Source organism: Amedibacillus sp. YH-ame6, from assembly GCF_053848845.1.
On sequence record NZ_JBSPEZ010000001.1, the window covers coordinates 229627 to 255425 of the forward strand.

The 25799-nt window shown below is 35.1% G+C and carries 24 protein-coding genes; 9 read left to right on the top strand and 15 right to left on the bottom strand.

Annotated elements, in window-relative coordinates; translation table 11 throughout:
• Positions 1-23 precede the first annotated feature (23 nt).
• The 12 genes from ACWG0P_RS01190 to uvrA form a co-directional block, all read right to left on the bottom strand.
• The gene (locus tag ACWG0P_RS01190; RefSeq protein WP_455800110.1) at positions 24-1601 is read right to left on the bottom strand and encodes a tetratricopeptide repeat-containing diguanylate cyclase; all 1578 of its coding nucleotides are present in this window, start codon (positions 1599-1601) and stop codon (positions 24-26) included.
• Between the two features lie 166 nt (positions 1602-1767).
• Entirely contained in the window at positions 1768-2682 is a 915-nt protein-coding gene (locus tag ACWG0P_RS01195; protein ID WP_455800111.1) for a GNAT family N-acetyltransferase, read from the bottom strand.
• Between the two features lie 4 nt (positions 2683-2686).
• Positions 2687-3013 carry a DUF2101 family protein gene (locus tag ACWG0P_RS01200; RefSeq protein WP_455800200.1) on the bottom strand — a complete coding sequence of 109 codons (327 nt, stop codon included), beginning with the start codon at positions 3011-3013 and terminating at the stop codon, positions 2687-2689.
• A 21-nt stretch (positions 3014-3034) separates the two neighbouring features.
• A complete protein-coding gene (locus tag ACWG0P_RS01205; protein WP_455790143.1) occupies positions 3035-3322 on the bottom strand; it encodes a helix-turn-helix domain-containing protein in 288 nt (95 codons plus the stop codon).
• A gap of 51 nt (positions 3323-3373) precedes the next feature.
• Positions 3374-3910, bottom strand: coding sequence for a thermonuclease (locus tag ACWG0P_RS01210; protein ID WP_455800112.1), 537 nt, complete (start codon positions 3908-3910; stop codon positions 3374-3376).
• A 38-nt stretch (positions 3911-3948) separates the two neighbouring features.
• Positions 3949-4887: a DNA-binding protein WhiA gene (gene whiA / locus ACWG0P_RS01215; RefSeq protein WP_455790141.1), complete on the bottom strand. Its 939-nt coding sequence runs from the start codon at positions 4885-4887 to the stop codon at positions 3949-3951.
• A 15-nt stretch (positions 4888-4902) separates the two neighbouring features.
• Positions 4903-5838, bottom strand: coding sequence for a gluconeogenesis factor YvcK family protein (locus ACWG0P_RS01220; protein ID WP_455800113.1), 936 nt, complete (start codon positions 5836-5838; stop codon positions 4903-4905).
• 7 nt (positions 5839-5845) lie between these two features.
• Positions 5846-6700, bottom strand: a complete 855-nt coding sequence (gene rapZ, locus ACWG0P_RS01225) for an RNase adapter RapZ (protein ID WP_455790139.1) — start codon at positions 6698-6700, stop codon at positions 5846-5848.
• Positions 6701-6931: 231 nt separating this feature from the next.
• On the bottom strand, positions 6932-7855 hold the full coding sequence (trxB, locus tag ACWG0P_RS01230) for a thioredoxin-disulfide reductase (protein WP_455800114.1): 924 nt from the start codon (positions 7853-7855) through the stop codon (positions 6932-6934).
• Positions 7834-9306, bottom strand: coding sequence for a prolipoprotein diacylglyceryl transferase (gene lgt, locus ACWG0P_RS01235; protein WP_455800115.1), 1473 nt, complete (start codon positions 9304-9306; stop codon positions 7834-7836). The genes trxB and lgt overlap by 22 nt, the downstream gene beginning before the upstream one ends.
• Before the next feature lie 12 nt (positions 9307-9318).
• Positions 9319-10263 carry an HPr(Ser) kinase/phosphatase gene (gene hprK / locus ACWG0P_RS01240; RefSeq protein WP_455800116.1) on the bottom strand — a complete coding sequence of 315 codons (945 nt, stop codon included), beginning with the start codon at positions 10261-10263 and terminating at the stop codon, positions 9319-9321.
• A 4-nt stretch (positions 10264-10267) separates the two neighbouring features.
• Positions 10268-13090: an excinuclease ABC subunit UvrA gene (gene uvrA / locus ACWG0P_RS01245; RefSeq protein WP_455800117.1), complete on the bottom strand. Its 2823-nt coding sequence runs from the start codon at positions 13088-13090 to the stop codon at positions 10268-10270.
• Positions 13091-13308: 218 nt separating this feature from the next.
• Here uvrA and ACWG0P_RS01250 point away from each other — a divergent pair, with 218 nt between their 5' ends.
• From ACWG0P_RS01250 to ACWG0P_RS01290, 9 genes are all read left to right on the top strand, one after another.
• Positions 13309-13812 (top strand): PTS sugar transporter subunit IIB, encoded by a 504-nt coding sequence (locus tag ACWG0P_RS01250; RefSeq protein ID WP_455790134.1) that lies wholly within the window; start codon positions 13309-13311, stop codon positions 13810-13812.
• Positions 13813-13903: 91 nt separating this feature from the next.
• Positions 13904-16630 (top strand): sigma 54-interacting transcriptional regulator, encoded by a 2727-nt coding sequence (locus tag ACWG0P_RS01255; protein ID WP_455800118.1) that lies wholly within the window; start codon positions 13904-13906, stop codon positions 16628-16630.
• Positions 16631-16707: 77 nt separating this feature from the next.
• On the top strand, positions 16708-17172 hold the full coding sequence (agaB, locus tag ACWG0P_RS01260) for a PTS galactosamine transporter subunit IIB (protein ID WP_455800119.1): 465 nt from the start codon (positions 16708-16710) through the stop codon (positions 17170-17172).
• A 22-nt stretch (positions 17173-17194) separates the two neighbouring features.
• Positions 17195-17998 (top strand): PTS galactosamine transporter subunit IIC, encoded by an 804-nt coding sequence (gene agaC / locus ACWG0P_RS01265; protein ID WP_455790131.1) that lies wholly within the window; start codon positions 17195-17197, stop codon positions 17996-17998.
• Positions 17985-18782, top strand: a complete 798-nt coding sequence (agaD, locus tag ACWG0P_RS01270; protein WP_455800120.1) for a PTS galactosamine transporter subunit IID — start codon at positions 17985-17987, stop codon at positions 18780-18782. The genes agaC and agaD overlap by 14 nt, the downstream gene beginning before the upstream one ends.
• Before the next feature lie 100 nt (positions 18783-18882).
• Complete coding sequence (locus ACWG0P_RS01275) at positions 18883-19587, top strand: 6-phosphogluconolactonase (protein WP_455800121.1); 705 nt, start codon at positions 18883-18885, stop codon at positions 19585-19587.
• Positions 19588-19681: 94 nt separating this feature from the next.
• Positions 19682-20119 carry a hypothetical protein gene (locus ACWG0P_RS01280; protein WP_455800122.1) on the top strand — a complete coding sequence of 146 codons (438 nt, stop codon included), beginning with the start codon at positions 19682-19684 and terminating at the stop codon, positions 20117-20119.
• A gap of 61 nt (positions 20120-20180) precedes the next feature.
• Positions 20181-20672, top strand: coding sequence for a sigma-70 family RNA polymerase sigma factor (locus ACWG0P_RS01285; protein ID WP_455800123.1), 492 nt, complete (start codon positions 20181-20183; stop codon positions 20670-20672).
• On the top strand, positions 20665-21435 hold the full coding sequence (locus ACWG0P_RS01290; RefSeq protein WP_455800124.1) for an anti-sigma-I factor RsgI family protein: 771 nt from the start codon (positions 20665-20667) through the stop codon (positions 21433-21435). The genes ACWG0P_RS01285 and ACWG0P_RS01290 overlap by 8 nt, the downstream gene beginning before the upstream one ends.
• 80 nt (positions 21436-21515) lie before the next feature.
• Here the strand turns inward: ACWG0P_RS01290 and ACWG0P_RS01295 are convergent, their stop codons facing one another.
• The 3 genes from ACWG0P_RS01295 to pulA form a co-directional block, all read right to left on the bottom strand.
• Complete coding sequence (locus ACWG0P_RS01295; protein ID WP_455800125.1) at positions 21516-22370, bottom strand: DegV family protein; 855 nt, start codon at positions 22368-22370, stop codon at positions 21516-21518.
• Between the two features lie 76 nt (positions 22371-22446).
• Entirely contained in the window at positions 22447-23304 is an 858-nt protein-coding gene (locus ACWG0P_RS01300) for a DegV family protein (protein ID WP_455800126.1), read from the bottom strand.
• 159 nt (positions 23305-23463) lie between these two features.
• Entirely contained in the window at positions 23464-25581 is a 2118-nt protein-coding gene (gene pulA, locus ACWG0P_RS01305) for a type I pullulanase (RefSeq protein WP_455800127.1), read from the bottom strand.
• Positions 25582-25799 lie beyond the last annotated feature (218 nt).

Consider the following 25799-nt stretch of genomic DNA (forward strand, 5'->3'; position numbering starts at 1 on the left):
TACCTAACCTATCTGCATAAATACTAACTTTGAAATATACGATAACCATTTCTACCTTGCTTCTTGCAGTCATAAAGTACCTTATCTGCGTTGTAGAACATGGATTCAAAATTTGCTTTGCCATTCTTTGTACAAACTCCAATACTAAACGTGATATGATCCTCGCTTGTTGTCGTAATAATAATCTTTTTTGCACGATCCACCAATGATTTAGCTAAATCATGAATTACATCGATAGAAGGATAATCATAATAGAACACAATAAACTCATCCCCACCAAAACGTCCTACTAAAATGTTTTCACCCTCTATGCTTTGTAACACCTTGGCAACTCGCAACAATACTTCATCTCCGATTTTATGCCCAAATACGTCATTTACATTCTTAAAATGATCCACGTCTATCACAAACATCGCATGTTTTTGATAGTCCTCACTAAGTTGAAGAAGTTCTATTCCCTTCTTTTTAAGACCATTTTTATTATAAACTTTTGTAAAAGGATCAAGTTCAAGATTTCTTTCAAGTTGCTCATTTTTATGTAAAGCAAGTTGACGTTCATCTTTTATTCTTTCCAAATCTAAACGAAGCACCATACTTTGTGTATATGTTTTCTGCAGTAAGTGAAATGATAGTGAACTTTGTTTGAAATATTCATCGCAATAGATAGAAAAATCTTCATCATCCAAATGACGATAGGTAAAATAGTAATCCATTTTTATCTCTGCATAATCAAAAGAGAATGAAGTGATTTCACAATTTTTATTCAATACCTCCATGATACTCATCAAACGTTTACAATAAGTACGATGCTTTAAGGCAACACATACCTTTAACACACGCAACAAGGTGCGGAAATGATATATATATTCATCATATTTTTTTACATTTTCCAACACACGATCATATAGGTCATAGATGTCTGATGTGTCTTGTTGTTGGAATTTTACTTCTATTTCATTACATAAATGTAAATTCTCTCTTACACAACACTCAATTTCTGTATACTTAAATGTTTTTTGATACCATTTTTCAGATTCCTCATATTGTCCAAGACACCCATAACACTCTATTAAATTGATAATAATAACTGCTCCGCTCCTTGGATCATCTCTATTCTCTTTTAAATAGAAATCATAAGCTTGCAACAAATAAGATACCGCAGGTTCAAACTCATTTAGCCACACAAACACATTCCCTATATTGTTGGCAATGATAGCAGAAAACTGAGATTCTGGATGTTTCTCTGCAATCTGCAGAGATTTTATATAATATCCTAAACACTCATAGTAATTAGCTCTTTCAGCCTCAATGATTCCCATCGTATTATAACAGCGTAGCACATAGTATATAGCATCATATTTTAAAAATTTATCTATCAAATCTAAAGATTTTTTTTCACATATATCAAATTTGTGAGCATCAAAATCATGATTTAGCGAATTATATTCATAGATAAATTTTGCTAGTTCATCTTTTTCTTTTGTTGCATATTCTAGCAGTTGTCCATTGAGTTTATCGAATTCTTCAAGCATCCCATTAGCATAAGACTCATCAATTTTTTCGATTAACGCTTGAATCTTTTCATCTGGATGTATTTCCATACCCTCACTCCTAACGTTATCTATATAGTAACACAATTCGTGATTTTTTTCATATATGATTAAAATTATAACCGATTATTTGCATAATATGTTAATTTTACCTTTTCTATAAGTGTATTCTTCAGCGTCGAATTGAAGATAAAAAAACAGAGGCATCTATCCTCTGTTAGTAATACTCGTGACACCACAATGGTTTCTTTAATAGTTCAAAAGCTTCTTGCGTATTTTTAACTTTTACATTGTAGAGCTTATTAAAAAGTGCATAATTGTTTATACGTGCCATTAAGTATGGTTGTTTTTTAGGAATTGCTAATGGAAATATTCGTTCTAATCTCTCACATGAAGATACCATGACAGTAATTTCTTTTTCCACACCCATCGCTCTCTTCAACAAACGCTTTAATACAGTAGAATTCATATAGATTGCTTCTTGTACAACCACATCATTCTTTTTTACTTGATAAATGATATATCCTTGTATTTCATTATGCTCACCACGATACACCAATATATGTTTCTGTTTTAATTCTAGTTCTTTAAGTAATGTTTCATAATATTTGATATCTCTAGCATAGTAGCCATCAAAGCGTACGATAAATCGTCGATATGTTTCTAATAGTTCTTTTGCCTCACAGTCTTCACTCACACGTTGTGTTGTCACTTTATGTAAGCTCTCTCTTGTAAGTGTGTATCCTTTTCTATAATACACTACATCAAAACCAAAATGATCATATACCTTTGGGTTAAACGCCTTAATCAATGTGATAAGGCAGTTATGACTGGCTTCATCTAGTATGGATTGCATAAGAGAGCGCATATGACCACGTCTACGATAATCTGGAAGTGTAGAAGCGCCAAGAATATAACTAGCCTTTAATTGCTTTCCATGAAATTGGAAAACATGATAGTTCATTTGAAGACTACTAACAATCTTTCCATCTTGTTCTTTTACAATCCCTACTCCTTGATCAAAGATTTCATCAAAATAAAACTTTAAATAGGTTTCATTCTGTGTTGGATAGGATAGTTTCCATAAGTCGAACACTTCATTTTTCTCATTCACTAGAGTTTCCCGAATCATATCATCACCTATTATCTTCTGATTCTGTATATTCTACATCAATTACATCATCATTCGGTTTCTGGTTTCCATAACTTTCGTATGTTGTATCACGGAACACTCTTGTCGTATCTTCATCATATTCATTCATGCGTTTCATGAATTTACGTCTGATATATAATATATATAGAGTCAACGCAATCACAATAATTAAAACAATCGGCAAAATAATTGGCAATAAAGAAATTACCAAGAATATTATGAAACACACTACAAGTAAATATATAATTGTTTCCATATGCGTTACCTCACTTCCCTTTTCATTATAATATAAATTTAATGGATTGTGAATGAAAAGAGGGAAGTTCCCTCTTTACCTGATGAGTTCATCAGCACTGATACCCAATGCCTTGGCTATCAAATCCATGACTCGTAACGTCACATTTCGTTGACCACGTTCAATCTCCGAAATATAATTCTGATTCAGCCCACATAGAAATCCTAGCTGATCCTGCGTTAAATGACGTTGTTTACGATACCATCGGACGTTACATCCGAAACGAGCCTCGATACGCAGTTGTGTTTTATCGTAATGATCTGCTTTTGTATTCAACTCCTTTTTTAAGGCAGATTGGGTATCTATCGCGATATTCTTCGCCATAGTTATCCCACGATCCTTTCTTGGTTGTATTGTATCATATCACATCTGTTTTTACATTTCTTTTTTTCTACTTTTTTCATCTTTTTTACGATGTTTCCAAAACATATACGCAGCCATAAAAAACCAAATCAAAAAAACAGCACCTAAATATAGAGGAGCGACGATAGCATAACCATGATCTGTTTTTATATCCGTTGATTTTGCTAAAGTTTGTGTTGTTTGATAGGCAGCTTCCAATCGTTTTTCATAGGTATATTCGGGATTTTTGATCATTAGATAGGCATACGATTTTTTCATAAGTTCTTCTTGAACAAGCGTATCATCTGCGAAAAGATAGACTGGCAATGTTTCTTCAATCTTACTGGAAGGATCTATTTCCATTTTCAGCTCTTTTGCATTCTCTATGATTTCACATGTTTCTTTCCATCCTTTTTCATTTACAATCTTGGTGTTAAACAATGTGATATTTACATCTTCTTGTTCATGTTTTACAACTATTTTATCTTTTTCACAACTTACAAATTCCACTTTATAGGCAGTACTATGTATAAAAGGAAAAAGTGCAAGCATTAGAATGGTTCTTTTCATAACATCACCCTCTAACAGTTTGCACCTTTATTGAACTTCTATACTTTTCGATATTGATCCGCAAGTTCTTTGATCTTTGCGAATCGATGTTTCATTCCAGATTTTGAAATTGTTTCATCAAATTCATCTTCACAATATTCACATAGTTCCACTAGACTTGCTTCTGGATATTCTTTTCTAGCCATTGCCGCATGCTGAAGCTTAACTGGCAAGGTATCTAGACTACGATAGTTTTCAATCCATTCAATATCTTCTAATTGTCGTTTTCCCGCACTAATGCTTTTCATTTCATTTGCCAACTCACAGTTATCGAGTCTTGTTAAAGAATTCATAAAATCTCTTTGTATACGACTATCTTCAAACGTAAATACGGCATCACTTGCCCCTACACAACGCAAGAAGTCACTGATTTTATCACTTGCCTTAATATACACAACCTCTTGATTACGACGTTTGATATGTTTTGCTGGCAACTCAAATCGATGCATTAGTTTTTCAATAAATACAGCCAAATCCAAATTGCTCGTGCTAATTTCCAAATGATAATTCGACTTACTAGGTGAATTTACAGACCCGCCTGATAAAAAGGCTCCTGCAAGATAAGCTCTCGCACAACAATCCTTACGAACCATCTTTGCACTTGGATGTGCTTGTAATCCTTTCTCATTAAAGATTTCAAGATCCTTCAAAATATCCATAGCTTTTGTAGTCACACGAATTACATAAACATTATTTTTCTTCAGTTTCATCTTTTTAATTACTGATAACTGAGTTTCCACATTGTATAATTCTTTTACATATTTGAATACACGTTTTGCGGTTGTCGCATTTTCGGTCTTCATGGTGATATGCATTCCCTCAGAAGTAAAATTCAAAGTGGAGCACATCTGAATGATTGCAGTAAGTTCTGCTTTCATACAACATGGCTTTAAATCATTTCCCGCTATCTGTGCTTTTACATCTGTTGTAAATGACATCTTTATCCATCCTAACTATTTTATTAACTCTATCAATACATCACGTATTTTATTGGAATCATGACGAATCAAATCTTCCTCAAAGCTTAAAACATCACGTTCTAATATTTGGTAGTGATGTTCTTTTTCACAAATTCGTACAGGCACACTTCCCATACCTTCATATTTCTTCAACAATTCCTCACTTGCACGATTATTATGAGTAATTACGATATCCACTGCTTCTGGAAATGCATGCTTTTCTAAAGCACGTACATGATCTTCCAACGTAAAGTTGTCCGTTTCTCCAGGTTGTGTCATCGCATTACAAAAATATATTTTCTTTACAGGATTCTTCTTCAATTGTTGTACAATTCCATCCAGAATCACATTTGGTAAAATACTTGTATATAAACTTCCAATCCCATAAACTATGACATCAGCCTCATGAATCGCTTGTAAAGCCTCTTGTGTAGGCGCTACTTTCTCTTGATAGAATACTTTATCAATGCGGTTATTAAAGTCTGGAATGTTACTTTCTCCACGCACGATGGTACCATCTTCCATAACTGCATACAACGTCAGTACCTCTAATGAAGAGGGGATAATATCACCCTTTACATTTAAAAACTTTGAGAAGGTAGAAATTGCTTCCATAAAACTTCCAGTTGTTTGTGTAAGCGCAGTTAAAATAAGATTTCCAAGATTATGTCCACCTACATCACTTTCTTCTCCATCGAAGCGGAAATTCATCAAAGATGTAAATATGGTCTCTTCTGGAGCCATCGCACACATGACATTACGAATATCACCCATGGCAGGAATATGAAACTGACGTCGTATCCTTCCGGTACTACCACCGTCATCCGCAACCGTTACAATCGCAGAAAGATTGATGTTTTCAATCTGTTTAAGCCCGCGAAGCATAACAGAAAGACCAGTCCCGCCTCCAATTACTACTACGTTTTTCATATATTGTTTAGCCTACTTTCTTATCACGATGTGACTTATAACAATTGTACTGATCATGATAGTGAGAATATAGCCAATTCGTCAAAGACACACTTCTATGATGTCCTCCCGTACAGCCAATCCCTACCGTCAAATGGTTCTTCTTTTCATTCTTATATTGAATAAATACATAATCCAAAAAGCTCTTCATATGACGTATAAATTCTTTTGTTTGATCAAAGCTTAAAACATAATCATAAACAGGAGCGTCATCTCCCGTCAATTCTCTTAGTTCTTCTATATAGTATGGATTTGGAAGAAATCTGACATCGAATACTAAATCCACATCCATGGGAACCCCATGCTTAAAACCAAAAGATACAAAAGAGATAGAGAACACGGATTTACTGTTTAAAGATAGTTTCTCCATCAATACATCTTTTAATTCAGACTGTCCCATCTTTGTTGTATCAATATGAAGTACAGCACGTTCATTCAATGCGTTAAACATATCTCTTTCCACTTCGATTGCTTCTTCTAACGTGTTCGCTTTCGAGAACATCATCATTGGATGATGTCTTCTCGTAAATTTATAACGCAACAATAATTTTTCATTGCTTGCGTCTAAGAATACAACACGGACATTCACATCGATATTCTCAAAATATTGTAAAAATTTTGGATAATCAATGGCTGTGGTAGCTAACGCTATATTGCTGTATCTTGGATCTGGTTTTGTATTGATGATTTTCCCTAAGGATTCAATCAATTGTACAGGGAAATTATCGATACAGTGATACCCCATATCTTCCAGCACACCCATAGCAGTTGTCTTTCCAGCACCAGACATTCCTGTTATCAGTACTACATTTTGTTCGTTCATAGTTACCACCTCATAAATAGTTTACCACAGGCTAGCTTATTGTGCTAGTTCAAAGCGGATATGAGCCTTTATTTTCGTCTAAAACATAAACGCACAAATCCTAAAATCACAAAGAAAAAGCGATACAAAGTTAATCTCTACTCATAAGATACGACATAAACTAATACAAATAAAAACAGCACAAATTTACTCATGCTGTTTATTTAACTTTGAATACACAAAATCTTGTTGTTACAGTTTCTTTATTTCATGAAATGCATGTTGTGCCGCAATTGCTCCATCGTTTGTCGCAGTTACCACTTGACGAAGTTTCTTTTCGATCACATCTCCTGCACCATAAATACCTTTTACTTGAGTTTCACAGTTCTCATCCACAAGAATATATCCACGCTCATCAAGCACTGGTAAACCTTCTAGAAAATGTGTTGCAGGATCTAGTCCGATATATGGGAAGATACCATTTGTCTCTAATGTTGTTTCTTCCCCTGTATCCACATTTTTAATGACCAAAGAAGTCACACGTTTTCCATCATCCTCTACACGTAGCGGTACATGCTTCGTAATGACATTGATTTTTGGATTATTTTCAATTGATTTTTGTACAATGCTATCTGCACGAAATTGATCTCTACGTATGATAATGTTTACTTTATTTGCAAATTGTGTTAGATAACCTGCTTCTTCTAATGCAGAGTTTCCTCCACCAATCACACATACTTCTTGATTGCGGAAAAAGGCTCCATCACAAACTGCACAATACGATACACCTCTACCAATGTTTTCTTCTTCTCCAGGAATGTTCATCATTCGCTCTAATGTTCCTGTTGCGACAATGATTGCTTTTGCTTCGTATACCTGATCATCATCACAGATGATTTTTTTATACTCCGCACCATCTTCTACTTTGATAACATTTCCATAAATATACTCTGCGCCAAATGTCGTAGAATGTTCAAACATATCGCTCGCTAATTGTGCTCCATTGGTTCCAATAATTCCTGGCCAATTGCTAATTTCAGCCGTCTTAATAAGTTTTCCACCAGGCGCACCTGCTTCTAGCATGGCAGTAGATAATCCTGCACGACTACCATAAATCGCAGCGCTCATACCTGCTGGCCCAGCGCCTATAATAACTAAATCGTAACGTCGCTCCATTCTTGTTCCTCCTTTAGAATCGTAATCAATTCTTTCATATCCGTGATAAATGCACATGGTTTTTCCTTCATCATTTCATTTGCTCGATTATCTTCTAATATGAAGGCAACAGAATATGCTCCCATATTCTTACATGTACGAATATCGCTAGGTGCGTCACCTATATACACAATATCATCATGTGTTCTATGAAGCAATTCACATGCTTTCAATAAACCCTTAGGACTTGGTTTTGCTTTTTCCATATCCTCACTGCCAATTACCACATCAAAATATTGTTCTAAGTCGAATTTACGAAGTCCCATTCGTACGATTTCTTGAAGCTTGTTACTAACAATCGCAATATCATAATCATTCTCTTTTAAATACTGCAAGGTTTCTTTTACATGAGGAACTTCTTTTACATACTCATCATGAACTTTATGATTAAACTCTCGATAATATGCTATAAGTTCATCTACCAAACTAGCATCAAAGTAACGTGCGAATGATTGTTTCAAGGTTGGACCTAGAAAAGAGTATAATTCTTCCTCACTTAATACATAGTCTGGTTTATATTTTTTAAATGTATGAACAAAAGACGCAAAGACTAAATCTTTGGTATCAACTAAGGTACCATCTAAATCAAATATCACAACTGGCTTGTTCTTACGAAATGGCCAATATTTCTTAAATAAAGGATTCCAAACTCCAAAAATACCAAGTACTCCTATAAACACGCCTACTAGGGAAATGATTTGCGCCATACGTAAGGAACCAATCATTAAAGAATCAGTTCTCATTCCCTCTACAATAAAACGTACCATTCCATACCACGTTAGATAAGCCCATGCTAAATCTCCACGTTTTTTTCTACCATACTTTTTATAAATAAAGGTAATAAGACAAAACCCTATGATGTTTCCAACACTTTCATACAAGAAGGTCGGTTGATGATATTCCCCATTAATGTACATGTTATCTCGAATAAATGCAGGCCAATGTTTATAAAAATCAGCACTTACAACACCACCAAATGCTTCTTGATTGATGAAATTTCCCCAACGTCCTATCGCTTGCGCAATCATTAGATTAGGAAAAATCACATCTGCAATACGTAACAAATCACAGCGGTGCTTTCTAAAATAAAAGAAACCAAAGATGCTCGCAGCGATAATTCCTCCATGAATAGCTAATCCACCCTCCCATGTAAAGAATATACGGATTGGATCTTGAACATAGATTTCGTTCCATTCAAATATAACATAATAGATACGTGCTCCAATCACACCAATTGGCAACATCATTAAGAAGAAGTTTTCAAATATTGTTTCATTATATCCCCATTTTTTAAACTGACGTAACGACAGAAAATAGGCAAGGAATGCACCTGTCAAAATAAAAACTGCGTACCAAGTAACATGTAACGAACCAATCGTTAGTACGGTCTTCATATCTGGAAAAAAAGTCATGAATCATCCTCCTTATTGAGCGTTCTTATTTTTTTCTATATAATCTAAAACACGTTGTTCAAACTCTTTTGCGCTATCAAGTCCCATTTCACCCAATAAGAAATTGGTAACTGCAGACTCAATGATAACTGCCATAGAACGACCTTCACGAACGGGAACGATAATCTTAGGTACATCAATACCTAAGATATTCTCATGTTTTTTATCTTCAATCCCAACGCGATCATAATCTTGATTTGGTTGCCATGTTTCTAAGCGAACTTCAAAATCGATCTCTGTTTTAGGAAGAACAGAACTTACACCGAACATTCTAGAAACATTGATGATACCTATACCACGTATTTCTAACATTTCTCTTAATAATTCAGGTGCTTTTCCTATAATTTTATTATGAATACGATAACAATCTACACGATCATCCGCAACTAATAAATGTCCTCTTTTAATCAACTCTAATGCGATTTCACTTTTCCCCATACCACTTTCCCCAGTAATCAAAACACCCTTTCCATAAATGGATAATAGACCGCCATGAATACACTTGCTAGTAGCGAGTTGTTCATCAAGGAAACTTGCCATATTAACAATCAAACGTGTTGTAGAAGATTGTGAGGCAAAGATTGGGAAATTTTTACGTTTTGCACAACGTTTTAATATTGGAGGACATTCATGTCCTTTCGTAATAATAATTGCAGGTGTTTCTTCATCCGTAATAAAATCAAATGATTTACGCTGTTTTGCGTCACTCATCGTTTGAATATACGCAATTTCTTTATCTCCTAAGATTACCAAACGTTTTGCTTGAGAGTTCTCAAAGAATCCAGCAAGCTCCAAACCAGGACGATTAGTATCTGCCATTACGATTGGTCTTTCTAAGGATTTTAAATTCCCACTTATTTGTTCAAAATCAAAGTTGTCCATCAGTGTTTTTACTTTTACACTCGTTTGTTCTTCCATATCGTTATCCTCTCTGCAGTACTTTCTTTAGATATTGTCCTGTATGGCTTCTTTCTACTTCGACGATTTCTTCTGGAGTACCACAAGCAATGATTTCTCCACCTTCATCTCCACCTTCAGGTCCTAAATCTACGATATAATCTGCACATTTAATCACATCCAAGTTATGTTCAATGACAATGACTGTATCGCCATTATCCACAATGCGTTGTAATACTTCTAACAATTTTTTCACATCATGGGTATGTAATCCGGTTGTAGGTTCATCTAACACAAATAATGTTTTTCCAGTTGCCTTACGTTGTAATTCACTCGCCAACTTCACACGTTGTGCCTCTCCTCCAGATAGACTTGTTGCACTTTGTCCTAACTTAATATATCCTAAGCCAACATCCTTTAACGTTTGTAGCTTATGTTTAATTTTATGCACGTTTGTAAAGAATTCAATACCTTCTTCTACTGTCATTTCTAAAACATCATAGATGTTCTTTCCCTTATAGGTAACTTGTAGCGTTTCTTCGTTGTATCGTTTTCCACCACATTCTTCACATGGCACATATACATCTGGCAAAAAGTGCATAGAGATACGCAAAATTCCATCTCCCTGACAAGCTTCACATCGCCCTCCCTTAACGTTGAATGAGAATCTACCTTTCTCATAACCTCGCATTTTAGAGTCTTGTGTTTGTGCATATAAATCACGAATATCATCAAACACACCTGTATATGTTGCAGGATTACTTCGTGGAGTTCTTCCTATTGGATCTTGTGAGATATCGATTAACTTATCGATATGTTGAACACCCTTAATAGTTTTATGTTTCCCAGGCTTAATTCTTACTCTGCCTAGTTCGTGCATAAGTCCCTTTGATAATACTTCATTGATCAACGATGACTTTCCACTACCACTCACTCCTGTAACCACAGTGAAGCTTCCTAAAGGAAATTTCACACTTACATCCTTTAAATTATTTTCACTTGCACATACAACCTCAAGCTTCTTACGATTGCCTTTGCGACGTTTTTCTGGTATTTCGATTTTCATCTTTCCACTAAGGTATTGTCCTGTAATAGAATTAGGGTTCTCCATAACTTCTTTCGGTGTCCCCATCGCGACTACTTCTCCACCATGCACTCCAGCACCTGGTCCAATATCAATAATATAGTCAGAAGCTAACATCGTATCCTCATCATGTTCTACAACAATCAAGGAGTTTCCTAAATCACGCATATCTTTCAAAGCACCAATCAAGCGATCATTGTCACGTTGATGTAACCCAATACTAGGCTCATCCAACACATACAACACGCCACTCAAATGAGATCCGATTTGTGTTGCTAGACGAATACGTTGCGCTTCTCCTCCTGAAAGAGAACCAGCCAAACGATCCAATGTCAAATAACCTAATCCAACATTAAACAGGAAGCCAAGACGTTCTTTAATTTCTTTGACTACTAATTTCGCAATTCCTTCTTGTTGTGTAGTAAGTTTCAACTGCTCCATAAAAGCAACCGCTTGTTTAATAGACATCGTTGTCCACTCATAGATGTTTAAACCACCTACACGTACACTCAATGCTTGTTCATTCAATCGTTTTCCACCACATGTTGGACATGGAGCTTCTGCTAAGAACGTCGCATACCATTCTCTTGACATCGTACTCGTTGTTTCCATATAACGACGTTCAATTAACGTACATGCTCCTTCAATAAACTCTGTTTTCTTCATGACGTTTCCACTTCTTGATTCCAACTTATAAGTAATTAAATCTTTTGAGCCGAACAATACAATATCCAATTCTTCCTTTGTGAAATTCTTAATTGGTTTATCGATGCTAATTTCATAATAATCTAATAACGCCTTAAAGCGCTGCCATTCTAAATTCTCCGTGCCAGCGATATTTTTATAATAAATGATTCCACCTCTACGAATGGATTTGTTACGATCTGGAATCAAATAATCCACATCTACTTTTTGAGTGATTCCTAATCCTTTACAAACATCACATGATCCAAATGGAGCATTGAATGAAAATAAACGAGGTTCTAATTTAGGAATAGAGAATCCACAAAATTTACAAGAATAATTACTAGAGAATAAAATCTCTTCATCCTTATAGGATACGATGGCCAACCCATCACTCATTTTCAGTGCAGTTTCTAATGAATCATGTAAACGAGAACGATCTTCTCCTTTTACAATACGATCGATTACTACATCTACATTGTGCTTCTTATTTTTCTCTAATGGTTCTACATCTTCTAGTAACTTCAGTTCACCATCTACACGAACACGGATATATCCATCTTTCTGCAACTTCTCAAACAAATCTTTATGTGTTCCCTTTTGTCCATGAGAAATTGGAGACATAATCATCAGTCTCGTTTTATCTTCAATCTCCATAACACGATCCACCATTTGTTTAATGGTTTGTGATGTGATTGGTTCATTGTGATTAGGACAATATGGTACCCCAATTCTAGCAAATAACAAACGCAAATAATCATAGATCTCCGTTACTGTTCCTACTGTGGAACGAGGATTATTACTCGTTGTTTTTTGATCAATGGAAATGGATGGAGAAAGGCCTTCGATGGAATCCACCTCAGGTTTTTCACTATTCCCAAGAAATTGTCTTGCGTATGCACTTAAAGATTCTACATACCGGCGTTGTCCTTCTGCATAAACGGTATCAAATGCCAAGGATGTCTTACCAGAACCAGATACCCCTGTCATAATAACGAATTTATCTCTAGGAATTTTAATGTCTATATTCTTAAGGTTATTCTCTCTTGCACCTTTAATATCTATAAAATCATGACTCATATTTATGACCTCCAAACTACCTTTACATTATACATTAGTATTCCCAAAATAACTAACTTTTCGCACAAGAATCGAGGTTTTTTTAAGTTTCTCAACACTTCTTTCACCTTTCTAAGGCTATATCTATTACAAGCTATTCCTATATGAATGCTATCTTTTCATCATTCATTTTCATTTTATCGAAAAAAATAGTACAATATAGAAAACGAGGTAATATTATGCAAGCAAAAATACGATTGACAAGAATTGATAATCGCTTAGTACATGGCCAAGTAGGACTTACATGGACAAACTCTTTGGACGTAGATACTATCGTTGTTATTAATGACTCTGCCGCAACTAGTTCTTTTGCGCAGAAACTTATGCAAAGTATCGCAAGAAATGCCAATGTTGCGATACGTTTTTATAGCGTTGCGGATTTTATTCATGTATTTCTTGAAAACGAGAGTAACCAAAAACTCTTTTTAGTAGTACAAACCCCTCATGAAATACGTTTGTTAATTGAACATGGAATTCCTGCCCATCACATCAATGTAGGAAATATGCACTATGAAAAAGGAAGAGTACCTTTTAATCGCAAAGTATATCTAACACAACAAGATATTGAAGACTTTAACTATATGATTGATCAAGGAGCGGAGCTCTTCTATCAGGATGTTCCTGGGGCAGTTGTAGAAAAAGTTGGAAAATTAGATTATGAAACGATGGCGAAGCGTAGATAAGCTTCGCTTTCTTTTATGCACATCAATTTGTAGGATTTATCTTTCAAAACAAGAAGAATAATGCTAATATAAAATTTAAGGAGTGATCGTAATGAAAGAACTCGTTATAAACGAATTAAAGAAACGTTGTAAAGAAAATATCATCAAGGAAAACCCTGTGTTTACCGCAAGTGAAATTGCGGATACCTTGCAGATTAGTCGCAATACCGTTTCCCAATATTTAAATGAAAAAGTAAAAGAAAAAGAAGTTGTTAAAATCAATTCAAGGCCAGTGTATTTCTATGATCGAAAAATGGTAGAAGAAAAGTTTGGTCAAGTAAAGGGAGATGGAGTCTTTGCATCTTTTCAAGAATTTGTAGAATCTTTTTGTGATTTACCAGAAGATTTTGAACTTCTTATCGGATACAACAATTCGCTTCATAATGTTGTAGAGCATTGCAAGGCTGCCATTACATATCCTGGTGGACTCCCTATTCTTATTCATGGTCCTACAGGAACTGGTAAAAGTATGATTGCCTCTTTGATGTATGAATATGCCTTGCATCAAAATATCATCGATACACAACGTAAATTTGTAAGTGTGAACTGTTCAGAATATGCCAATAACCCCGAGCTTTTAACGGCCAATCTATTTGGTCATGTAAAAGGAGCCTATACAGGTGCAGATGATGATAACCCAGGACTTATATCCCTTGCGGATGGAGGCATCTTATTTTTAGATGAGGTGCATTGTTTAAAAGCCGAGTGTCAAGAAAAATTATTCTTCTTTATGGATAAGGGAATGTATCATAAAGTTGGAGACAATGAAAACTGGTTCCATTCCAAATGTCGACTTATTTTCGCGACAACAGAAGATCCACAAAACGTATTACTAAAAACATTGTTGCGTCGTATTCCCATTACAGTCACAATTCCTTCATTAAAGGAACGCCCTTTGATAGAAAAACGAGAACTTATATATACAATTTTTACAAACGAAAGCAAACGACTAGGAAAAGAAATTTTCATTAGTAACCTTGCCTATCAATCATTGATGGATTTTGAATTCCCTGGCAATATAGGAGCTATGAAAAATGCAATTAAAGCTGCTTGTGCGAATGCATTCTTAACCAATCGACAAGACAATGCTTTACGCATTGAGATTCCTCACCTTCCTGATTATATATTCTTACCAATGACCACGGTACAATTAAAATCATCAGGAACAATACAAGAAACAATGATCCCTATCTCCAAACTTAAAAGTACCATGAATTATGCTTCCCCTTTCTTGCATTTATACGATCGTCTTTTAGATCTATATGAAGAGTATTTATTGAAGGATAACCAATTTCACACTTTTCTAGAAAAAGCGAAAGAACATATACAAAGTTATATTGACTATATTATGTTCTCTAATCGTTATCGTCAAAATACCAACGAAGATTATTTATTAAAAATGCTAGATAAGATTTATTCCATTGTGATGAATAAATACTCACTTGCGGTTCCTAATAGTGAAATTAAAATATATTCACGTGTCCTAGTTGAATACTCTAAGCACGTAGTGGATGCGAAAGTATGGATATCTGAACACTACGAAATGGTAGAAGATATGAAAAATATCTTGAAAGAGAAAGTACCTCGCTCTAGTAGTATCGCCAATGAGGTAGTGGACAATGTGGAATTGAACTTGGATATTGAACTTGATGATTTGTTAATGTCCATTATTACAATTGCCTTTATTGGGTATGAACATGAAGAAAGTAATCCTGCTGTGGGCGTTATTTTATGCCATGGGTATTCTACCGCAAGTTGTATAGCGGATACCGTGAATCGTATGCTTGGGCAATATATCTTTGATGGGATTGATATGGAAATTAACATCTCGATTGATAAAGTGGCACAACTCGCAGATGATTATTTAAAACGTAAAGACCCTATTCAAGAATTGATGTTCTTGGTAGATATGGGAAGTTTGGAAGAAATTTATAATTGTATCAAACCTATATCTAATTGTAATATTGGATTGATCAACAATGTATCTACAGCAATGGCTTTAGAAGTGGGAAACCTTTTAAAACAAGGGCAAAGCGCCATTGAAATATTAGAGGCTGTATCTTCGGGATATCAATTATCTACACACTACTTAGAAGGAAAGAGCAAAAAGAATGCTATTCTTACTGTATGTGCAACAGGGTTTGGGGCAGCACAAAAAATTAGTGAGTTACTAAAAAGCTCGCTTCCACACAAAATTGATTTAGAAATCATCCCTTATGATTATCAATCCTTAGTAGAAAATGGAACGAAGGATGCGATATTCAGCCGTTACAATGTTGATCTTCTAATCGGTACGTTGGATCCAAAAATCAATGATAAGAAATTCTTAGCCGTTGAAGATGTTATGATGAATGATGAAACTGGTGCTTTATGGCAGCTGATGAGCCTTTATCTCAATGGGGAGGACTTAGCAAGCTTTAATCAAAATATCTTAAAAACATTTACACTATCGAATATTGTAAATCATTTAACGATTTTAAATGGTGAAAAAATCATTGATGATGTGGAAGAAATTGTAAAAGATTTAGAGTTTAATCTAAATGAAGAACTAGACTCTACTAGAAAGTTAGGATTATACGTGCATATCAGTTGTTTGATTGAGCGTTTGATTTTAAAACAAGGAATTAGTGAGGTAGAGGGTATGAATGAAGAATTGGAAGCAAAGAAAGATGTCATTGAAAAGGTACGTGATGCATTTAGTGGCGCAGAAATGCGATATAGTGTCGAGATACCTGATGTGGAAGTTCTTTATGTTTTAAATTATTTCAATAAAAGTTGATAAACAAAGGAGAAAGCGTGCCACCGACAGAAGATGGCACACTTTTTGCTAGTAGAATGGTGATTGGAGGTGGAATAATGCCTAACATTATACTTACCAGAATCGACAATCGTCTGGTACATGGTCAGGTTGGAGTTGTTTGGACAAAGACAATCGGAGCCAATCTCATCGTTGTCGCTGACGACGTTGCTGCAAATGATAAGATGCAACAGTCATTGATGGGTGTGACCGCTAAATCTTCAGGAGTTGGAATTCGATTCTTTACGATCGAACAAACCGCTTCTATTATCGGAAACGCAGCACCTGAGCAGAAGATATTTATCGTCTGCCGCACACCAAAAGATGTACGACGTTTGGTCGAACTAGGTGTAGAGCTACAAGATGTTAATGTCGGAAACATGCACTTCTCTGATGGTAAACGTGCCATCACAAAGAAAGTATATGTAGATGATAATGACATGGAAGATTTGAAATTCTTATCTTCAAAGGGAATCAACGTGTATGCACAAGATATCCCTGGTGAATCAAAAACTACAATCTAAATGAAAGAGGAGATGAAAGATTATGGAGATTACACTTATACAAGGAATCATGCTAACCATAATGACAATTATCGTTGGTCTTGACTTCTTCCTAGAAGCATTCTTTATTTTCCGTCCATTAATTGTTTCTACGTTAACTGGACTTATTTTGGGAGATTTAACATTGGGTCTTAAAGTTGGTGCATTAATAGAGCTTGCCTTTGCAGGTCTTACACCAGCTGGTGGAACACAACCACCTAACCCTGTATTCGCTGGACTGATGGGAACAGTATTGGCTTATACAACAGGAAGCAGTCCTCAAACTGCATTGGGATTATGTTTACCATTCTCATTCTTGGGACAATATGTAATCCTATTCTATTACTCAGCATTCTCATTCTTTATGGGTAAAGCAGACAGATGTGCTGCACAAGCTGATGTAAAAGGAATTGCAAAAATCAACTTCGCAACGATGGCTATTATTTCATTAACTTATGGTGTACTAGCATTCTTATGTACGTATGTAGCACAACAACCAATGGCAGACTTCGTAAATAGTTTACCTGCAGTTATTACACATGGTCTTGAAGTAGCTGGTGGTATCTTACCTGCAGTTGGATTCGGTATGTTATTACGTGTTATGATGAAAGTAAAATATATTCCTTACTTCATCGCAGGATTCCTAATGGCTTGCTTCTGTGTAATGCCAAACTTATTGCCAGTTGCTTTATTAGGTTCTGTATTTGCATTAATCGACTTCTTCGGGGCAAAACAACGTAAAGATGAAATTGAAGAAGCAGTAAAGAATAGCAGTAATGGAGGAGGTAGTTCACATGTCGGAATCTAAAAAACTAACAAAACGCGATATCACCATGCTTGGTGTTCGTTCTTCATTCTTACAGGCATCTTTCAACTATGAAAGAATGCAATCTTGTGGATTTACGTGGGCTATGTTACCTGCTTTACAAAAAGTTTATGGAGACGATAAAGAAGCATTATCTGGCGCAATGACAGATAACCTTGAATTTATTAACACACATCCTAACCTTGTTGGTTTCTTAATGGGTCTTATGATGTCATTAGAAGAAGGTGGAGGAACACGTGATGCAATCAAAGGTTTAAAACTTGCATTATTTGGACCTATCGCTGGTATCGGAGATGCTATCTTCTGGTTTACTATATTACCAATTACAGCTGGTATTTCTTGTTCATTCGCATCACAAGGTTCAATACTTGGACCAATTATCTTCTTCGGTGTTTATGTAGCTATTTGGATCTTACGTATCGTATGGACACGTTTAGGATATACATTAGGTACAAAATCTATCGATATGATTACAGAAAACTCAGATGCTATCGCAAACTCCGCAACTATCCTTGGTATCACAGTTATCGGTGCGTTGATTGCTTCTTATGTTAAAATTTCTTTATTACCTGTAATTAAGGTTGATGGAGGTATTGAAGTAGCTGTTCAAACAGAATTCTTCGATCGTATCTTCCCTAACTTATTACCAATGTGCGTAACTTTATTATTATTCTGGTTATTGAAGAAAAAACAAGCAAATCCAATTGTATTAATCGTAGGAATCCTTATCCTTTCTATCCTTGGTTCTTGGATTGGATTGTTATAAGCTATCATTTATCAAATTGAAACGTGAATAAATAAACAGAAAGAAGGCAATGCATATGGACGATGCTGCCTTCTTTTATCACTAGAAAGAGGAACATACTATGCAGATTATACATAGCAACACCTATGAACAAATGTCAATACAAGGATGTGACCTATTACTAGATACCATCCAAAAGAAGAACGATGCAGTGATATGTCTAGCTACTGGTAGTACACCCAAAAGGATGTACGAACTTCTGGTACACAAGATCAATGAACAACGCATTGATCTATCTAATGTTACATTTGTTAAATTAGATGAATGGTATGGATTAGAACCAGATCATCCTTCTACTTGCCATACCTTTATCAAACAGCACCTATTAGACAAACTCTATATGAAACCCAAATGCCTAATAGAGTTTACATCCAATGCAGTGGATGTAACACAAGAACTAATAAAAGTAGAAACCTATTTAAAAGAACATCCTATCGATGTCATGATTTTGGGATTAGGTATGAATGCCCATTTGGGATTAAACGAACCTAGTCAACAGTTAACTCTTGGTTGCCATCAAGTTATGCTTAACTCAAAAACGAAAACACATGATATGATCAAAGGAGAGCATGTGGAAAGTGGAATGACGATTGGAATGGACGGTATCTTTAAGTCCAAACAAGTGCTTATTCTCGTAAGTGGTTCATCAAAAGAAGATGCCTATAAAGACTTTATGAGTGGAACTATCACAACACAAGTTCCAGCTTCTATGCTATGGCTTCATACAAACTGTGTTTGTTTGGTTGATACGTCACAATTCAAATAATACTTAGAAAACTCAAAAATTTTTGAGTTTTTTCTTTTTTTGAACGGCTTTACAAGTCGCAAACGTATATATAGTGAAAACAGGAGGAATTAACATGAAAAAGAAGAATAAAATATTTATTACATCGACATTATCACTTTTAGGAACTGGTGCTATTTTATTAGGAGGTACACTTAACATTCAGGCAGAATCAACAATTCCTGCAAGGCAATTATCCAATATTGCTAGCATCGTTAAATCTTTAAATACAACTACTACAAATGAAATAAAACCCACAGTTGTAGAAGAAACAACACCAGTACAACCTACCATCTATTGTCCACAAGGACATGAAAACTGTGATGGTCAACATAGCACGCTATGTCCACAAGGACACGAAAACTGCGATGGATTGCATACTGCTCTTTGTACACAAAATCACGAAAATTGCGATGGTACTCATGCCAGAAGAAACCAAGGAGCAGGAACACCAAATTGTGATGGTTCAACTAGGCAACATGCAAATGGTAAACATCACGGGAATCGTAGTTAGTAATTTAAGATTTCAATAAAAGAATTATGCTTTATAATATACTTATAGGAATGAGGGAACTATGAGAAGTGAAGAAGAATTGCGATTTGCAATAGAACAATATGGAGACATGGTAAAAAAAATATGCTTTATTCATATGAAACAGCAATGTGATGTGGATGATGTTTTTCAAAATGTCTTCTTAAAATATGCAAATGCATCTTCCTTCGAAAGCCGTGAACATGAAAAAGCATGGCTCATACGTATCAGTATCAATGCATGTAAAGATAACCTACGTGTATGGTTTCGAAAGAATGTATCCTTACATAACGAAATGGAACTCTTTGATTATTGTAACCATACATTACCCGATGCACAACATCCTGAAGTGTTACAATCTGTGCTCAAACTTAAGAATCCTTATAAATCCGTTATCTATCTATACTATTATGAAGGTTACAACACATCAGAAATAGCAAAGATTTTAAAGCGAAAAGACAACACGATCCAAACTTGGCTTCGTCGATCTAGAGAACAATTAAAAGGAATGCTGGGAGGTGATGATTTTGCATAATAAACTCAAAGATTTAAATCAACTACATTGTAGTGAAGAAACAAAAAAAAGCACTCTACAATATGTGCTCAATCATCAACGACATACTACTCCAAGATACACCAAATCCATTCTCGCGAGCGCTGTTGTAGTTCTTATTTGTATGTTTTCCTTTTTCATTCCACACTTGAATCAGGAACCTAATACAAAAGAAGCAGTCGCTTTTGTTTCATTTGATATTAACCCAAGTCTTGAATTCCAGCTAGATACAACATATCAAGTGATTCAAGTAAAAGCATACAATCAAGATGCACAAAAGATTATAGATCGTATCGATTTGAAGAATAAATCTCTAGAAGATGCAGTTCGTTTATTATTAACCAATCCTTCATATGATGTCTATTTAAAAGATGGTATCTTAGAAGTTGGTGTATACAGCAAAAACAATGATGCGACGAAATTAGAAAATTTAGTACAAACCTATTTGCAATCCAACTTAAGTAAAGACAATTATCACTGCGCTCAGGTTGGTGAACAAACACATGAAGAAGCAAATAGGCATCACACATCCTTTGGAAAATATCGTGTTATTGAAATGATACAAAGCTATGATTCTAATTATAGTCTTGAAGATCTAACAGCTATGTCAATGGCTCAGTTGTATACGATTTTAGAAACATATGATGCGTCCGCAGTACCATCCAACTGTCAAAACAGGTCGGATGAAAGCAAAGACCAACCACAGGAAAAGAGCAACCAAAATAGACATAGACATGGAAAGTAGAGCCTTATTTCCATATCTTTTTCATTAGAAAAGCGCAATCCTATTCACTGATTGAAAATAGGTTTACGCTTTATTGTAATTTATTCAGTGATCATTTTAAAGAATTGAATAGCTTGGCAACCTCTACCAGTATGCACTCCAACAACGCTGACTAATTTTATGATATCATGTTTTGCATTTGGAAAAGCTGCTTTCACTTTTTCCCTATAGACATTGGCACCTTTTTCATCATCCGCATGTGCAATTGTAATAGAGTAGGTTTCATCCACATGTTGTTTCTTCATGATTTCGATGACTGTATCCATTGCTTTATGCATCGTACGCACCTTATCCACAACATCTATTTTTCCATTTGTTTCTTTGTTTACTTTCAAAATAGGTTTTATTTTTAAGAGACCACCAAGAGTTGCCGCTAGTGGAGTTAAACGCCCTCCTCTTTTTAGATGTTGTAAATCATTTGGCAACAACAAAGTATTCGTAGATTCTACTACTCTTTCTAATACTTCTTTGATTTGGGAAAGATTTCTCCCCTCTTCATGTAGTTTCTTAGCTAAACGAATCATATACTCCTGCACCATTGCAGTTACATGACAATCCACATATTCAAATGGAATATCAATCGTCTCTGCACTTAGTTTCATCGCATTGATCGTACCACTTAATCCTGTACAAATTGGTACAGCAAAGATCATCTCATAGCCATCTTCTTTTAATTTTGTAAACAATTCCTCAATCATACCAAGGGATGGAAGTGATGTTGATAACATCTTCCCTTCTTGCATCAATTGATATATTTTATCTAGACTTAATTCTTCTAAATCTTGATAGTTTTTATGGTCATAGCTTACTTGTAATGGAACACTAAAGATGCCTGCCTGTTTCATTTCTTCTACGGTTTTTCCAGTACCGCTATCTGTCACAAAAGCAATTTTCATAATGAATTCCTCCCATTTTTTTATTATACCTTATTTTCCAAAAAAAAGACATCAGCTTGCGCCGATATCTTTGATTTTATGCACCTTTTACTTTACGAATATATTGAATTCCTAGGCAACCTAATCCTGTATGTGCAGAGATAACTGCCCCAATTAAACCGAATGTCATATGTAATCCTGGGAATGTATCTTCCATTTGTTCTTTTAGCTTTTGCCCTTCGATTGGCGCTCCACTATGAAGAACAGTTAACATATAATCATCATTTAATCCTGCAGATACAAATGTATCAATTGCTTTTTGTTGTGCTTTTGACATCGTACGTACTTTATCAAACACATCTACCTTACCTTCACTTGTTTTATTCAATTGTAAGATTGGTTTGATTTTTAATAGTCCACCTAATGCCGCAGCTAAAGGCGTTAAACGACCACCGCGTTTTAAATGTTGTAGATCATCTGGCACAATCAATGTATTACTAGAGGCAACACTCTCTTCAAGACGAGCTACGATTTCTGTTGCTTCCAATCCTTGATCAACAAGTGCTTTTGCACATGTTACTAAGTAAGCTTCTATGTTACATGTAGAATAACATTCTACCATATGAATTGGTAATTCACATTGTTTTGCTGTTGCCTGCATAATAGATGCTGTAGATGATAATCCAGAAGTTAATGTAACTGCGATTACTTCATCATAGCCATCTTTCTTAAGTTGCATAAACAATTCTTCCATAAGCCCCATTGGAGGCATAGAAGTTGTTGGCATAGCGCCATTGCGTAAAGATTCGTATATTTCTTCAACGGTAATATTAACACCGTCTAAATACATGTTATCGTTTATAATAATCTGTAAAGGTAAAAAGTAAATTCCTTTGTCGAGTGCTTCTTGTTTTGTGAAACCACTACCACTATCTGTGACCACTGCGATTTTCATAAGATTCGCTCCTTTTCCTAATATGCTATATGTAACATTTTACACGTAATTTGCATAACTATACACAAATTATCCTGTATCATTATAACAATTTCTGTTTGAATGTCAAACAACACTAATTATACGTACTATAACCTTACATCCCAATACAACGCTTAGCTATTGATATCTATGCAAAATCATTACACTATAAGGCTGTAGTTCCACTTTATCCATAAGGATATCTTCACTACCTCCATTATTGTACAACAAGGTATACGGTTTGTGTAAATCATAAAAATACTTTTGTTGGCTTGGATTGAAACAAATCAGCATATCATGTGTTTCATCTTGGATATGATATAGTAAAACAACACGATTGATATCTTCAAAACTTACATATTGTTCTACTTCATCTTTTGTCTCATAACGCAAACAAGCATACTTCTTACGAATCGCAATTAAATCCTTCGTCGCTTCTACGATACTTTGGTATTGGTTACGACGTTCATAATCTACATGATTAATTTCATCACTATCTTCATAGGTATTTGCTTTTCCATGTTTTGTTCTAGAGAATTCTTGTCCACAGTGAAGAAATGGAACACCCTGTGCTAGTAAACAGGCCGCATTTAACATCTTTTGTATTTGTATACGTTCCTCTTTACTAGTTTCTTTACAACACTCCTTCAATTTATCCCAAGATGTCATATTATCATGACATTCTACATAATTAATCGCATTTCTTGGATGGGAGAACATTGGTCCCATACCCTCATACGTACAACTTGCGCTCAGGACGTTTTTCATGATATCCAATAAATAGGTATCCCCAGAACAATATCCCTTCACACTGGCTTCATTTGTAGCCGTACGCCCTTTCACCACATCACGAAAACGATCAGAGAAATGTCCTACTTGAGGCATCCTTGCTTGATTATCAATACTTGCTCGCTCATCACTATCCAGAAAACTTGGCATATTCCATCCTTCTCCATACACCATAAAATCAGGATTGTTATTTCTACATTCACGCACAACAGCATTCATGGTATCAATATCTAGAATACCCATCAAATCAAAACGCATTCCATCAATGTGATACGTCTTTGTCAAAAAGACACAAGTATCCACAATAAACTTAGAGCACATCTTCCTCTTGGAATCCATATCATTTCCACAGAATGTTCCATTTGAAAAATCTCCATGTTCATTCATTTGGAAATAATAATTTGGCACAACCTTCTCAAAAGAAGACGTTTCTTTATCATATACATGATTAAACACAACATCTAAGTTCACACGTATGCCCGCTTTATGACATTGTTCCACAAGTCCAACAAATTCAAATATTCGATCATACGGATGAAAAGGATCACTACTAAAGCTTCCTTCGAACGTACGATATTGTACAGGGTCATACCCCCAGTTATAATGTAACTTCGGATAAATTTCATCCACACTACCAAAATCCAATACAGGCATCAATTGTACATGTGTTATCCCAAGTGATTTTAAATATGTAAAACCTGTTTGTTTTTCAATCGTATCTTCATTCTCTTCCACAAACCCTTGAAACTTTCCTCTTTGACTAACTCCACATCCTCTTTGCATTGTAAAATCGCGTACACTTGCTTCATAGATGATTGCATCGCATACACTCTTCATAGCAGGTAAAGTCGCATCTTTTACACGAATCTTTCGTAGATCAACAATCGCGGAACGCTTGGTATTTTCTGTAGAGGCTATTCCATAAGGATCAATACTTTCTTCCCATTTTCCATTCACTCTTACATGATATACATAGGTCGCATGTTCTAAGTCTTCCTTCACTTCAAATCGAAATACACCTTGTTCACTTCTTATCATTTCATATGTCTTAACTACACCATTTTTCAACACTTCTAATTTTACACGGAATGCAGTTGGTGCCCAAAGTGCAAAACTGGTGGATGAATGATTGTAAGTATACCCTAAATCATTTCCATCATAATAATATGTTTCATCAAAAAGAGCAGTTTTCACAATACCACTATATTGCAATATTGTAGCCCGCGCATGTTGATGTACAACTTCATATTCATTTCCCATAACAATATCGGAACGTAATTTTAATGTGTACTTATTGTAATTGTTTGGAGTCGTTTCAATCGATTGAATACTTAATTCCATAATATTCCCTACATCATCGCGCAAATAAAAACGGTTACTTGCTCCATCGTAACTTAATTTTGACATATAAACGATAATTTTATGATAATCGTCTAAATATGCTTCATAATATTCTCTTTGTCTCATAATCTAACCACCTTGTTACTATTATACCAAATTTTATGATGTTTCGCTTATTCATGCGTGTATTTTATATGTTTATGCAACAAATTTTGCATTTTGTATATTTTTTTTCGATAAGATTCCCTTTTTTTGTATCAATAGTCTTAAAATCAATAGAAATAGTCGAAAAATATGAGTATAACATAAGCATACTCAACTTTCCGACTATTTTCTAATCATGC